14 protein-coding genes are annotated in these 13,604 nt (G+C 40.0%); 12 read left to right on the top strand and 2 right to left on the bottom strand.

All coding sequences use genetic code 11. From position 1 onward, the window contains the following. Positions 1-14 precede the first annotated feature (14 nt). The 6 genes from rpsL to AB669_RS08160 all read left to right on the top strand — a co-directional run bounded on the left by rpsL (position 15) and on the right by AB669_RS08160 (position 4,291). Positions 15-428 carry a 30S ribosomal protein S12 gene (gene rpsL / locus AB669_RS08185; RefSeq protein ID WP_012780770.1) on the top strand — a complete coding sequence of 138 codons (414 nt, stop codon included), beginning with the start codon at positions 15-17 and terminating at the stop codon, positions 426-428. Between the two features lie 17 nt (positions 429-445). Then, entirely contained in the window at positions 446-913 is a 468-nt protein-coding gene (rpsG, locus tag AB669_RS08180) for a 30S ribosomal protein S7 (RefSeq protein WP_047798788.1), read from the top strand. A 130-nt stretch (positions 914-1,043) separates the two neighbouring features. After that, positions 1,044-3,158, top strand: coding sequence for an elongation factor G (gene fusA, locus AB669_RS08175; protein WP_047798787.1), 2,115 nt, complete (start codon positions 1,044-1,046; stop codon positions 3,156-3,158). Between the two features lie 136 nt (positions 3,159-3,294). Beyond that, positions 3,295-3,600 (top strand): 30S ribosomal protein S10, encoded by a 306-nt coding sequence (rpsJ, locus tag AB669_RS08170; RefSeq protein ID WP_008244591.1) that lies wholly within the window; start codon positions 3,295-3,297, stop codon positions 3,598-3,600. Positions 3,601-3,696: 96 nt separating this feature from the next. Further along, complete coding sequence (locus tag AB669_RS08165; protein ID WP_047798786.1) at positions 3,697-3,927, top strand: hypothetical protein; 231 nt, start codon at positions 3,697-3,699, stop codon at positions 3,925-3,927. 121 nt (positions 3,928-4,048) lie between these two features. Further along, positions 4,049-4,291 carry a hypothetical protein gene (locus AB669_RS08160; RefSeq protein ID WP_047798785.1) on the top strand — a complete coding sequence of 81 codons (243 nt, stop codon included), beginning with the start codon at positions 4,049-4,051 and terminating at the stop codon, positions 4,289-4,291. Between the two features lie 343 nt (positions 4,292-4,634). On the opposite strand, the gene AB669_RS08155 is transcribed toward AB669_RS08160, so the two are convergent. Further along, entirely contained in the window at positions 4,635-5,000 is a 366-nt protein-coding gene (locus tag AB669_RS08155; RefSeq protein ID WP_047798784.1) for a hypothetical protein, read from the bottom strand. Positions 5,001-5,156: 156 nt separating this feature from the next. Between AB669_RS08155 and dgt the strand changes: the two genes are divergently transcribed. From dgt to AB669_RS08130, 4 genes are all read left to right on the top strand, one after another. Beyond that, on the top strand, positions 5,157-6,500 hold the full coding sequence (gene dgt, locus AB669_RS08145; RefSeq protein WP_047798782.1) for a dGTP triphosphohydrolase: 1,344 nt from the start codon (positions 5,157-5,159) through the stop codon (positions 6,498-6,500). A 241-nt stretch (positions 6,501-6,741) separates the two neighbouring features. Further along, complete coding sequence (locus AB669_RS22505; RefSeq protein WP_082120618.1) at positions 6,742-9,159, top strand: collagen-like protein; 2,418 nt, start codon at positions 6,742-6,744, stop codon at positions 9,157-9,159. A gap of 4 nt (positions 9,160-9,163) precedes the next feature. Continuing rightward, the gene (locus AB669_RS08135; RefSeq protein WP_047798781.1) at positions 9,164-9,670 is read left to right on the top strand and encodes a gliding motility-associated C-terminal domain-containing protein; all 507 of its coding nucleotides are present in this window, start codon (positions 9,164-9,166) and stop codon (positions 9,668-9,670) included. Between the two features lie 4 nt (positions 9,671-9,674). Next, positions 9,675-10,565, top strand: coding sequence for a PorP/SprF family type IX secretion system membrane protein (locus AB669_RS08130; protein WP_231582646.1), 891 nt, complete (start codon positions 9,675-9,677; stop codon positions 10,563-10,565). Between the two features lie 86 nt (positions 10,566-10,651). On the opposite strand, the gene AB669_RS08125 is transcribed toward AB669_RS08130, so the two are convergent. Further along, positions 10,652-11,263, bottom strand: a complete 612-nt coding sequence (locus AB669_RS08125; protein ID WP_047798779.1) for a hypothetical protein — start codon at positions 11,261-11,263, stop codon at positions 10,652-10,654. A 171-nt stretch (positions 11,264-11,434) separates the two neighbouring features. On the opposite strand from AB669_RS08125, the gene AB669_RS08120 reads away from it, so the two are divergent. Continuing rightward, entirely contained in the window at positions 11,435-12,691 is a 1,257-nt protein-coding gene (locus tag AB669_RS08120; protein WP_047798778.1) for a prephenate dehydrogenase, read from the top strand. Positions 12,692-12,768: 77 nt separating this feature from the next. Beyond that, positions 12,769-13,602, top strand: a complete 834-nt coding sequence (locus tag AB669_RS08115; protein ID WP_047798777.1) for a sulfite exporter TauE/SafE family protein — start codon at positions 12,769-12,771, stop codon at positions 13,600-13,602. The last annotated feature ends 2 nt before the right edge of the window (positions 13,603-13,604 follow it).

Here is a 13,604-nt window from a genome sequence, read left to right as displayed (position 1 = left end):
CATAAAAAAGCACAATGCCAACTATTCAACAATTAGTTAGAAAAGGTAGAGTAGCACTGGAGTTCAAGAGTAAGTCTCCAGCGTTGGACAGCTGTCCACAGCGAAGAGGTGTATGTACACGTGTGTACACCACTACCCCTAAAAAACCAAACTCAGCAATGCGTAAAGTAGCCCGTGTTCGTTTAACGAACGGTAAAGAGGTGAATGCTTACATTCCTGGAGAAGGTCACAACTTACAAGAACACTCAATCGTTTTGATTCGTGGTGGTCGTGTTAAAGATTTACCAGGTGTACGTTACCACATCATCCGTGGTGCATTAGATACATCAGGCGTTGCTGGTCGTAACCAACGTCGTTCGAAATATGGTACTAAACGTCCTAAACCAGGTCAAGTTGCTGCTGCACCTGCAAAAGGAAAGAAAAAATAATCGGGAGGAAATAAGAAATGAGAAAGTCAAAACCAAAAAAGAGAATTATTCTTCCTGATCCTAAATTTAACGATGTTCAGGTAACCCGTTTTGTAAACAATATGATGTACGATGGAAAAAAATCTATCGCTTACGCAATTTTTTATGATGCTGTTGAAATCGCTGAGAAAAAAGCTGGTGAAAACGGATTAGAAATCTTCAAACGTGCTTTAACTAACATTATGCCAGCTGTAGAGGTTAAATCTCGCCGTGTTGGTGGTGCTAACTTCCAGGTTCCAACTGAGGTTAGACCAGAGCGTAAAACAGCTCTAGGTATGAAATGGTTAATTTTATACGCTCGTCGTCGTGGTGAAAAAACCATGAAAGAGAAATTAGCTGGTGAAATTGTAGCTGCTGCTAAAGGTGAAGGTGCTGCTGTTAAGAAGAAAGAAGATACGCACAAAATGGCTGAGGCTAATAAAGCGTTCTCTCACTTCAGATTCTAGTCTTAGGATTAACAGATTAGTAAGATTACACAGATTTAATTAGAAGATTATACTGATTAGATAAATTACACCGATTTGTTTTTACATAATCGGTGTAATCATTTAAGATCAGAAAAATCAAAAAAATAACATGGCAAGAGATTTAAAATTTACAAGAAATATCGGAATCGCTGCTCACATTGATGCAGGTAAAACTACAACAACTGAGCGTATCCTTTATTATGCTGGTGTAAGTCATAAAATTGGTGAAGTGCACGAAGGTGCAGCAACAATGGACTGGATGGCACAAGAGCAAGAGCGTGGTATCACGATCACTTCTGCTGCAACTACGGTTGAGTGGAAATACAGAGGTCAGGCTTACCACATGAACATCATCGACACACCAGGACACGTTGATTTTACCGTAGAGGTAAACCGTTCTTTGCGTGTATTAGATGGTTTAGTGTTCTTGTTTTCTGCAGTTGATGGTGTAGAGCCTCAATCTGAAACCAACTGGCGTTTGGCTAACAACTATAATGTTGCCCGTATCGGTTTCGTTAATAAAATGGATCGTTCCGGAGCAGACTTCTTAAAAGTTGTTAAACAAGTTAAAGATATGTTAGGTAGCAATGCAGTTCCTTTGCAATTACCTATCGGTTCTGAAGATGCATTTAAAGGTGTAGTTGATTTAATCAACAACCGTGGTATCGTTTGGAATGAGCACGATAAAGGTATGACCTTTACCGAAGTGCCAATCCCTGAAGATATGTTAGATGAGGTTGCTGAGTGGAGAGAAAAATTACTAGAATCAGTTGCTGATTATGATGAGTCTTTAATGGAGAAATTCTTTGAAGATCCAAACTCAATTACTGAGCGTGAAATTTTAGATGCTTTACGTGCAGCCGTTTTAGATGCTAAAATCGTTCCTATGGTATGTGGTTCATCTTTCAAAAACAAAGGTGTTCAAACCATGTTGGATTATGTGATGGAATTATTGCCTTCGCCTCTTGATTCAGAAGGCGTAACAGGTACAAATCCAGATACAGGTGCTGAAGTGTTATTAAAACCAAGTATCAATGAGCCATTTGCGGCATTAGCATTTAAAATTGCAACTGACCCATTTGTAGGCCGTTTATGTTTTATCCGTGTTTACTCGGGTAACTTAGAAGCTGGTTCTTACGTTTATAACACACGTTCAGAAAGTAAAGAGCGTATTTCACGTATTTTCCAGATGCATGCTAATAAGCAAAATCCTGTGCCTAATGTGGCTGCTGGTGATATTGCTGCGGTAGTAGGATTTAAAGATATCAAAACTGGTGATACTCTTTGTGAAGAGAAAAACCCAATCGTTCTTGAGTCTATGAACTTCCCTGAGCCGGTTATCGGTTTGGCTATTGAGCCTAAAACTCAAGCTGATGTTGATAAATTAGGTATGGGATTATCTAAATTAGCTGAAGAAGATCCTACGTTCAGAGTGCAAACAGATCAGGAAACTGGTCAAACTGTAATCTCTGGTATGGGTGAGCTTCACTTAGATATCCTGATCGACCGTTTAAAACGTGAGTTTAAAGTTGAAGTTAACCAGGGTGCACCACAAGTGGCTTATAAAGAAGCAATTTTCGGTACAACTGAACACCGTGAGGTCTATAAAAAACAATCTGGTGGTCGTGGTAAATTCGCTGATATCAAAGTTGTGGTTTCTCCAATTGATGCCGATTTTGAAAAAGGCGGTTTGCAATTCGTAAACGAAATTGTAGGTGGTTCAATTCCTCGTGAATTCATCCCTTCAGTTGAGAAAGGTTTTGCATCTGCAATGTCTAACGGTGTACTAGCTGGTTATCCACTTCCTGATATGAAAGTACGTTTGATTGATGGTTCATTCCACGCAGTCGATTCAGATGCTTTATCATTCGAGCTTGCAGGCCGTATGGCATACCGTGAAGCTTTACCTAAATGTAAACCTGCATTGATGGAGCCAATTATGAAAATCGAAATCTTAACCCCTGAAGAAAACATGGGTGATGTTATCGGTGACATGAACCGCCGTCGTGGTCAGTTACAAGGTATGGATACACGTAACGGATCTCAGGTAATCAAAGCATTGGTTCCACTTTCAGAAATGTTCGGTTATGTAACTCAGTTACGTACCATTACTTCAGGTCGTGCAACTTCTACAATGGAATTTGATCACTACGAGCCAGCGCCTAAAAACGTTCAGGACGAAGTAATTGCTAAATCAAAAGGTAGAATTAAGTCCGAAGACTAATTAAGGTATAAGGTAAAAGGCGTGAGGTTAAAGGTTTTAAACCCCAAGCCTTACACCTTAAACCATCAACCTTTTTAAAGATAAATCCGGTTCCTGTTGTTAATAGCTCTAACAGGGAATCACAATTAAAAATAAGATGAGCCAAAGAATCAGAATTAAATTAAAATCTTACGATTACAACCTGGTAGATAAATCTGCTGAGAAAATCGTAAAAACTGTTAAGCCTACGGGTGCAGTTGTAAGTGGACCAATTCCACTTCCTACAGAGAAAAAAATCTTTACTGTATTGCGTTCTCCACACGTAAACAAAAAAGCCAGAGAGCAGTTTCAATTGTGCGCTTACAAACGCCTATTGGATATCTATAGCTCTAACTCTAAAACAGTTGATGCTTTAATGAAACTTGAATTACCTAGCGGTGTTGAAGTTGAAATCAAAGTGTAACTTGATTTAAATGAATTGAAAAGTCCCGGTGAAAGCCGGGACTTTTTTTGTGCCTGAATTTTAGAAACAAAAAACCTTTTCCGGCGTTTGATTGGTATGACAGATAACGAAAATTTACCAGTGAAAGGACAGGATTTTGCCGATAATGAGAAGGAAGAAAACAAAAAACCTTCATCACATGGGGAGGTAGCAAACCAGAAAGAAAGCGATTTCTCGGAACTTGAAGAAAGCAGAATGGAGAATCCACCTCGTAAAAGAGATGATAATGGCTCAAGCAAGGAAAATGTAGATAGTACCAATGGCGTGGATCAGGAGAAAGGAATCTAGTTAGAAATGTATTATTTCTCCCTTATTTTTGCTATTCCTTTGGTATCCTTCCGAATAATATTAGAAACATTTTTAATCAATTTGCTGTTTAGTAAACAGATAGCACTGAAAAAATACTGATATGAATAAGGATAATGTTAATGAGCAACATACAAATGATGGAATAGAATGGGATAATGGAGAGGCTACTTATGGACATAAGTTACCTGAAGTTAAGCGCAAAGATGAGCCTGAAACCGATCCATCAGAAAAAGCTGAGGAGAATGTTAATCAACACCTAAAAAATAAAAACCTCAGTCAGGATGAAGATATTGCCAATCGAAGCAGAGATGAAAATCGTGGTATTGGGGGTAAAAGTCTTTAATATATTAAACAGGTAATGTCGGTAATCAACATTACCTGTTTAACGAGTAATGAATTTCCGGTAGATGGAAATGGATCAGAATTCCACAACCTGTTTTTTAAGTGAGTAGCGAATGCCCTCAAATCGTTTAGTTATGATGAACTGTGGTTAATTTTTTGTCGCGTATTCTGATTTGATCACAAAAATCGAAAAATAAATTGCAAATCACTCAACTCGTGCCGATATATTTATTGATTTATGTCAAATGATCATGTCTGTCAGGACAGTTTTCTTATTCATTACAAATCATGCGCGCGGGTATTATTGGAGGTCAGATTGAAGAACCTTATATTGGCTTATCTACTTAAATTCCCGTATCAAGCGCATGATTTTCATCTTGCTCATTTATTTTAGTTGTCGGATTTTTAAAATCATCACTTGAACTTCCAGTGTGACTTTCGGCACTTTCAACAGTCGGATGTTGGTCTTCACTATTGTATGCGTCATCGCTTAATGAGTCTTTTCCCTGGGTTCCAGAGTTGTCATAACCATCCCGTGCAGCTTTATTACCTTCAATGAGCTGACTTGGATCTTTACCAAAAGAGTTCACTTCATCAGAATCATTTCCGGTTTCATAAGCCTTTTGAACATCAGATTTTGCCTCATCCCTTTTTCCGTTGTTTACATAGCCCTCTAAATGCTCATCTTTATTATATACACTCGTTTTCATAGTAGCTTTTTTTATTTATAACAGTATAGTTATGAAATGGTTTCTGATTAATATCGGGTTCAGTACCAAAATACCTCATGGTATCCATAAATAATTGTCCTGCATTTTTATCGCTTTTGCTTAACTTGGCAGCAGATTTAATACAGTGATATACAAATGGAGTGGAAATATTTGCTTTCAAATAAGAGGTTTGGTCAGGAAAGTTGGACAGGTGACCGCGACAGGGCAAGGTCTGATTTTCAACGAGATTACGACCGCCTGATTTTTTCTTCTCCCTTCAGGCGTTTGCAAAATAAAACCCAGGTGTTCCCATTGCCGGGAAGTGTATTTGTGCACAACCGGTTAACACATAGTCTGGAAGTGGCAAGTGTTGCACGTTCTATGGCAAATATTTTTTTAAACACAGTCGAAGAAAAAGACCCTGCGCTCATTCAATCAGTTCCTTTAATAAGTGAAGTTGGCAATATTGTGGCAGCAGCGGCATTGGCCCATGATTTGGGCAACCCTGCGTTCGGACACTCGGGTGAAGCCGCTATTTCACGTTATTTTACTGATGGTGATGGAAAAGCGTACCAGCACGATATGACAGAATCGCAATGGCACGACCTGATTAATTTTGAAGGGAATGCAAATGCAATCCGGATACTGACTCACCCTCTCAAAGGCAAAGGAAATGATGCTTATGCCCTCACATACTCTACATTAGCCTCGATAGCGAAATATCCCTGCGCATCAATTGCTGGTAAGCAAAAGGGTATTTTACATCGTAAAAAATATGGCTTTTTTCAGTCGGAAGAAGAGACGTTTAAGAAAATAGCTGAAGAGCTTCATATCGATAGGGAAGAGCATGAATATTTGATCTATAAACGACATCCCTTAGTTTATTTAGTAGAGGCTGCTGATGATATTTGCTACAGCATTATAGACCTTGAAGATGCACATCGCTTAAAAATTTTATCTTTTGAAGAAGTTAAAAATTATCTTCTGCCTTTTGCTAATTCAAATACAATTGAAGACAGGTTAAAAAATGATTATGAAGATGATGATGCAAAGGTTGGTTTACTTAGGGCCAAAGCAATAAACACCCTCACTAACATTTGTGCTGGTATTTTTTATAGGGAACAAAAAAGTTTATTAAAAGGTGATCTGAACAACAGCCTTACGGATCTAATTCCCGAACCCTACCTTGCAGCCTGGAAGGCCATAGAGAAAGTGTCGATCGAGCGTATTTATAATTTTTCTTCAGTGATTCAGAAAGAAGTGGCAGGTTATAAAATTATGGCAGGTTTGCTCGAAGAATTTGTCCCGGCACTGATTCATAATAATACGCATTATTATAAAAAGTTAGTCAAACTCATTCCTAAACAGTATCATACTGACTTGCGTGATATCTATGCAAGGACTCAAAGTGTGTTGGATTTCGTATCGGGTATGACAGACCTTTACGCCGTGGATTTATATAGAAATATTAAAGGAATATCATTTCCATCGGAGACTTAAGAAGGATCTTTATCGCTTGGATTGTTTATAATTATTCTATTGATAAATGTCACTTTGTGTAAAATTAATGAAATGAATTGTTTTGCATGTTTCTGATTTTAAACTAATTAATTTGTAATAGTATAATAAATTAGCGCTTTCGTGTAAAAGGAATGTGCAGGGATATACTAATTATTAGATTTGGGAGTTGTGGCTTGCCAGGATGAATCAGGCTGCAGCACTTTAGATCTTATCCCTATTCATGAAAAAACTTTTACTTATTACTTTGCTAAGTATGGGCTTGGCAATGTTCGTTCGGGCCCAGGCTCCTCAACAATTCAATTATCAGGGTGCTGCCAGAAATGCCAGCGGCACTCCCTTAGTCAATAAAAATATTGCTGTCCGTTTAAGCATTCTTGATGCCTCGGCGACCGGAACTGTCCAATATGTCGAGGTGAGAACGGTTACCACAAATACAGTCGGACTTTATGCTATTGCTATTGGTGGCGCTGGCGCTTCTTCAGTTACAGGCACTATAGCAGGAGTTACATGGGGAACAGGCCTAAAATATATTAAAGTTGAAGTTGATCCTGACAACGGAACCAACTTCACTATAGCCGGAACCGCTCAGTTATTGAGTGTACCCTATGCGCTGTACGCAGCGAACGGCCCAACAGGGCAAAAGGGCGATACTGGTGCAACTGGCCCAGTTGGTCCGCAAGGTGTTGCTGGTGTTGCCGGCGCGACAGGAGCTACAGGTCCGCAAGGTTTAAAAGGCGATACTGGTGCAACCGGCCCGGTTGGTCCGCAAGGTGTTGCTGGTGTTGCCGGCGCGACAGGAGCTACAGGTCCGCAAGGTTTAAAAGGCGATACTGGTGCAACCGGCCCGGTTGGTCCACAAGGTGTTGCAGGGATTGCCGGCGCTACAGGAGCTACAGGAGCTACAGGTCCGCAAGGTTTGAAAGGAGACATTGGTGCAACTGGCCCGGTTGGTCCACAAGGTGTTGCCGGGATTGCCGGCGCTACAGGTGCAACCGGGGCACAGGGGCCGCAGGGTGATATAGGCGCAACAGGACCTCAGGGTATACCAGGTACAGCAGGTGCGAAGGGTGACAAAGGTGAAAAGGGAGATACAGGTCCGGTTGGACCATCGACTGGTGTAGCTGGTGGCGATTTAACAGGTAACTATCCAAATCCAACTATTGCCAGCTTACAGGGCATCACTCTATCGGCTGCTGCTCCATCAGCCAATCAGGTTCTTTTATATAACGGAACCACATGGCGACCGGTAACCTTGGATGTGGCTCAGCTGGCAGGTGCAAAATCGCTGTCATCTACAGACTTAAGTATTAGTGGAAACGGTTCAACTGCTTTACTGAAAGATGTTGTTGTAGATATTAATTCAGGTGCAGTAACCACAGTCAAACTTGCGGATAATGCTGTTATTACTTCAAAACTTGCAGATGCCGCAGTTACTTCGATAAAAATTGGTAACAAGGAAATAAAAAATGTGAATATAGCTGATGCAGCAGTAAACACACTACAAATTGCTGATGCTGCTGTAAGTACACCTAAGTTAGTGGATGCATCAGTTACGCTGGCTAAATTAACAACAAATGGTGTAGGCGATGCAAATAAAGTATATATCACAAACGCGACTACAGGAAAACCAGAGCTGATTAGCAGAACATTGTTCGCTAATGCAAATGCCTGGGCTTTAGGGGGTAATACAGGAAACGTTGACCAGACAAACAATTTTTTGGGTAATACCGACGACGTGGCAATTAACTTCATGGTGAACGGTCAAAAATCCGGCAGATTAGGTAACTCTTCTGAAAACAATATTTCCTACGGCTACAAAACGTTTACTTCAAATATTTCAGGATTTTACAATAGCGCATTCGGACGGGAAGCCCTGTCGTTAAATATATCGGGCTACGAGAACAGCGCGTTTGGATACATGGTTTTACAAAGGAGTTTCAGTGGAATTAACAATAGTGGTTTCGGTTCGCAGGCATTGTTAATCAATACTGTTGGCTCCAATAATTCCGCTTTTGGTACCCATGCTTTAATGGCAAATGGTACCGGTGTGGCTAACACTGCAATTGGTAGTATAGCGCTGGAAGCAAGCAATGGCGATAATAATACCGCGTTAGGATATGCTGCCGGTTCAAAAAACAGCGGTAGTGGAAATGTATTTATTGGCAGCAATGCGGGAAACACGCTCACCGCTGCAAACAATACATTGGTGATTGCCAATTCAAATACCACCTATCCGCTAATACAAGGAACTTTTACAACAAACGGCGGTGCAATTGTGATTAATGGCTCTTCAGCTGCAAGCGCCACATCATATGCTCCCGCCAATACAAGTTCATTAAATATTAATGGCTCTGTTTCAGCGAGTATTTTAACGTATACTACTGCAGGTACATTAACCCTCGATGACAGTCATTACACTGTTCGGGTAAAAAATACAGCAGCTGCTGTTAATATTAATCTTCCTGCTGCCGCAACGTGCAAAGGGCGTATTTACATTATCGTAAAGGCTTTGTCATCGGGAAACATCACGTTTAACAATCCGGTTACTCTAAATGATGATACGAATATCACAACCTTAAACGGCAATAAAACCATAACGATTCAAAGTGATGGGACTTCGTGGATTTCTATAAACTAACGATATGAGAAACATCGGTTATTTGTTTATTATTCCGTTTGTATGGGGATGCCTCGCTACAGAAGTGAAGGCGCAAAGCCTACCATATACAATAAATGCCGCTAATGGTTCTGCTAAAATCAGCAATCAGTTTTACGATTTCAGCGTTGGGGAAATGGTATTGGTGCAAACCTTTCAAACTGGTTCCGTTAGCTTAACACAGGGATTTCTTCAACCTTTCCTGGTTATCGAAACCGCTGCCAACATAGCAATAATGAACAATATTCTAACGCCCAATGGTGATGGTAAAAACGATTATTTTGTGGTGAAGGGAATTGAAAACTATCCTTCAGCCAGGCTCAGTATTTTTGATAGGGGTGGGCGCTTACTTTATGTAACTACCGGTTACCAGAACAATTGGGATGGATATGTAAATGGAAACCCGCTAGCTGAAGATACCTACTATTACCTTCTTGATTTAGGTGCGGGCGGCACCATCAAAGGTTTTATATCAATTTTATATAAAAAATAACAACGTGAAAAAGATCAGTATATTTTTAGGTGGGATGTTGTTATTGTTTTCACCATCAGCAATTGCTCAACTTAATCCGATGGGCAGTATCTATTACCAGAATCAGTTTTTGGCGAATCCTGCAATGGCAGGCTTAGAAAATAACCTTAACCTAAATGCAGCCTTAAAAGCCCAATGGGTTGGAATGGATGGAGCACCCAGGATGCAATACCTTACAGCGGATTATGGCTTGCCTAACAATAAGGTTGGTTTAGGCGCATTAATCTATAATGAAACAGCCGGAGTAATTAACAGATTTCGCGCCACGGTTAGTTATGCTTATCACTTGCCTCTTGGCGCTCAGTCCAGCTACCTCGACTTTGGTTTATCTGCCGGGGTAATGAACGAAAATGTAAACATCAGTAAAGCGCAAGGCGACCTCAGTGACGATGTACTTAATAGTTTTAACGATCGCAGGCTTTATTTGGATGGCGACTTCGGTATGGCTTATCGAAATACCAATTTAACCCTTCAGGGAGCCTTACCAAACCTTAAACGTTTGTTTAAAAGAGATGTGATCAGAAATGTAGTAGACCGGTCGATATATTTTTTCGCGGCCGGATATAAATTTACTACCGATAAAGTATTGAGTTCAGTAGAACCTAAGTTGGTTTATCGCGGTGTACAAAACTACAATGGAATTTTTGATGCTGGTGTTAATTTCCAGTTTCTGGAAGATAAAATCATGTTCAATGGGGTTTATCATAGCACCAACAGCTTTACCGGCGGTTTTGGGATAAACTACCAAAAACAATTTTCATTGTTACTGCAGTATACCACCAATACATCCAAAATGCAAAACTATAGTAACGGGGAGTTTGAGGTAGGGTTAAAGTATAGTTTCAAAACGCAGTAGCATTATCATACAAAAAAGCTTGTCGTATGCCTGTTTGATATTGGGGCTTTTCGACAAGCTTTTTAAAATTAATGCCTTAACAATTTTTATCTTCCACGGGCATCATCCCATTTATTGCGCTCATCCTGAAGCTCACGCGCCAGTTTCATTTCTTTGTCTTTAGCTTTTACTTTATGGGCCTGAAACTCGTCAGCAACTTCCTGGTAAAGCTGAGTCCGGTAAGTAGCTTCCTTCCTGAATTTTCCTGACTGAATGATTACAACCGCAAGGCCAATGGCTAATAATATGATCAATGCCCAAACTATGGTGTTATAGGTACCTTTATTAAATGAAATGCCCAGAAAACTAATTTCGTTTACGGATGCATTCGCGCTGGCCAGTGAATTTTCTTTTCCGGAAACTTCGCCTTTTAAACTGGCGATGTTATCTGTCTGGGTTTTAATTTCTTTTCTGGCTACCTGAAGTTCTCTGCGTTCTTTTCTCAAAGTATCATTCACACTTTTCCATAAAGATGATAATCGGGTAGGATTGATGAGCCTTGCGCCATATAAACTTTTCGATTTTCTTAACATGAATTCATACTGTCCATTTAGAGAAGGGTCAGTGTTTTTCGATGTGTCTTGCTTAGCTTGTCCAAACGCAACGTTTAAAATCAGCATAGCCCCTAAAAACAAAAGGGTAGGTTTAAGTTTCTGCATAGTTTAAATATAGGTGTTAAATTGTAAAACTACATTTTTATCCAATCCTCAACTAATCTAATTTGGTAAATCCATTATCAAATTGATAAAAATGATTTCATATAATCTATAGATTAACACTTTTATATAACTTTTATTATAAATTAATTCACGATAGATTACATTTGCCTCATGCAAATAGGAATTATCGGTTTAGGCGACATGGGCAAGTTGTATGCCCTTTCGTTCGTAAATGCTGGCTATAGTGTATGTGGGGCAGACATGCCATTGCGTTTTAGTGATCTGAAAAATGAACTGGAACCAAAAGGTATTGAAGTATTAATCGATGGACATGAGGTTGCGAGAAAATCAGACTTTATCATCTATTGTGTTGAGGCTGAAAAAATTGATGAAGTGGTGGCCAATTTCGCCCGTTCAACGAAGTTTGGTGCCATTGTTTCCGGGCAAACTTCTGTTAAACATCCTGAAATTGCTGCATTTGAAAAACATCTTCCACAGGATACACAGATCGTTACTTGTCATTCATTGCATGGTCCGGCTTTCAGTCCCGAGGGACAAACTTTGGTAGTGGTACGCCACAGGGCAACCGATGATGTGTACATTAGGGCGTTAGAAGTTTACAAGTCTCTCAAATCAAATATTATTGAAATGGATGATTATAGGGAGCATGATAAGATTGTAGCCGATACACAGGCCGTTACGCACATGGGGTTCGAGAGTATGGGATCAGCCTGGAAGAATGCTGGGTTTTTTCCCTGGGATAATCCTGCTTACGCCGGGGGAATAGATAATGTAAAAATTCTAACTACATTAAGGATTTTTAGTTATAAATCGCATATCTATGCCGGTCTCGCCATTTTAAATCCTTATGCACAGAAGCAGGTGAAGTATTATGCGCAGGCAGAATCAGAGTTATTCAAGCTGATGATTTGTGAAAATGAAACTGCGTTCCGCGAGAAGATATATGCTGCAAGGGATTTTGTTTTTCACGAAAGTCGCCAGCTGCTATTACTTGATGATAACATCATGAAAGAATTTAGCCTGTCTGACGCCAATCATAAGCTCAAACCAAATTCTCATCTCAGTTTATTGAGCATGGTTTATGCATGGTATAAAATGGGGGTTAACCCATATGATAACCTGATTTGTCAAACTCCGCCTTTTAAATTGAGATTAGGCATTGCAGAATATCTTTTTAAAAATGAATCTATGCTTGAAGAGTCGATAATCACTGCACTTTATGATAAATCTATCAGAGGGGATGATTTGGAATTTCATACAGCGGTTCATGAGTGGGCATCGATTATAGGTTATGGAGATTTGAATGGTTACAAGGCTCATTTCGAAGCAGCAAAGTCTTTCTTTGCCAATCGTTTAAATGACGGAAGGGATTTAAGTGCCGAAATGATCAAAAGGTTAGGGAAATAGATAAGCCTCATATACGTACGTGATTTTATTCAGATAATCGTTCGTTTACCCCAAACACGTATCTTATATTTGCCCGTATGTCGGTGTTGCTGTTTACCCTTATCGTTTTGTTAGGCTCTCTGCTAGCCGGTTTAGTGGGTTCTCTTACCGGTTTGGGAGGCGGGGTTATTATTATTCCCTTACTTACCCTTGTTTTGGGTGTCGATATACACTACGCAATAGGAGCATCAATTGTCTCGGTAATCGCTACCTCATCCGGATCGGCAGCAGCATATGTTAAAGAGGGAATTACGAATATCAGAATAGGGATGTTTCTTGAAATTGCAACTACTGTTGGCGCAGTTTGCGGTGCAATTGTAGCAGTTTATCTGAATGCAAGCTACATCGCCATCATTTTTGGTTGCATACTTATCTTCTCGGCAATTATGGCCCTCAGGAAAAAAACAGATCACAGTACACTGGACAGAAGCGACAGGTGGGCAAATTTCTTCAATCTCAATGGAACTTATCCGGATAAAGGGATTATGCATGAATATGCGGTAAAACATATACCTGCCGGCTTTTCGATGATGTTACTTGCGGGAACACTATCCGGGTTATTGGGGATTGGGAGCGGAGCATTAAAGGTTATTGCAATGGATAATATCATGCGCCTCCCTTTCAAGGTATCTACCACAACCAGCAATTTTATGATGGGCGTAACAGCAGCTGCCAGTGCAGTCGTATATCTGCACAGAGGACAAATTGATCCGGGTATTGCCATGCCTGTTTGTATCGGTGTACTAACCGGGGCCACTTTGGGCTCAAAGCTGTTGCTAAAAGTTAAGACCGGTAAACTTAAAATTGTTTTTGCGGTGGTGGTTACCTTTCTTGCTCTGCAAATGATTTATAAAGGAATTAGCGGATTATAATT

It is taken from the genome of Pedobacter sp. BMA (assembly GCF_001027745.1).
Classification (GTDB): Bacteria; Bacteroidota; Bacteroidia; order Sphingobacteriales; family Sphingobacteriaceae; genus Pedobacter.
Note: the sequence above shows the minus strand (reverse complement) of the source record. Positions and strands in the feature narration are given on the sequence as shown.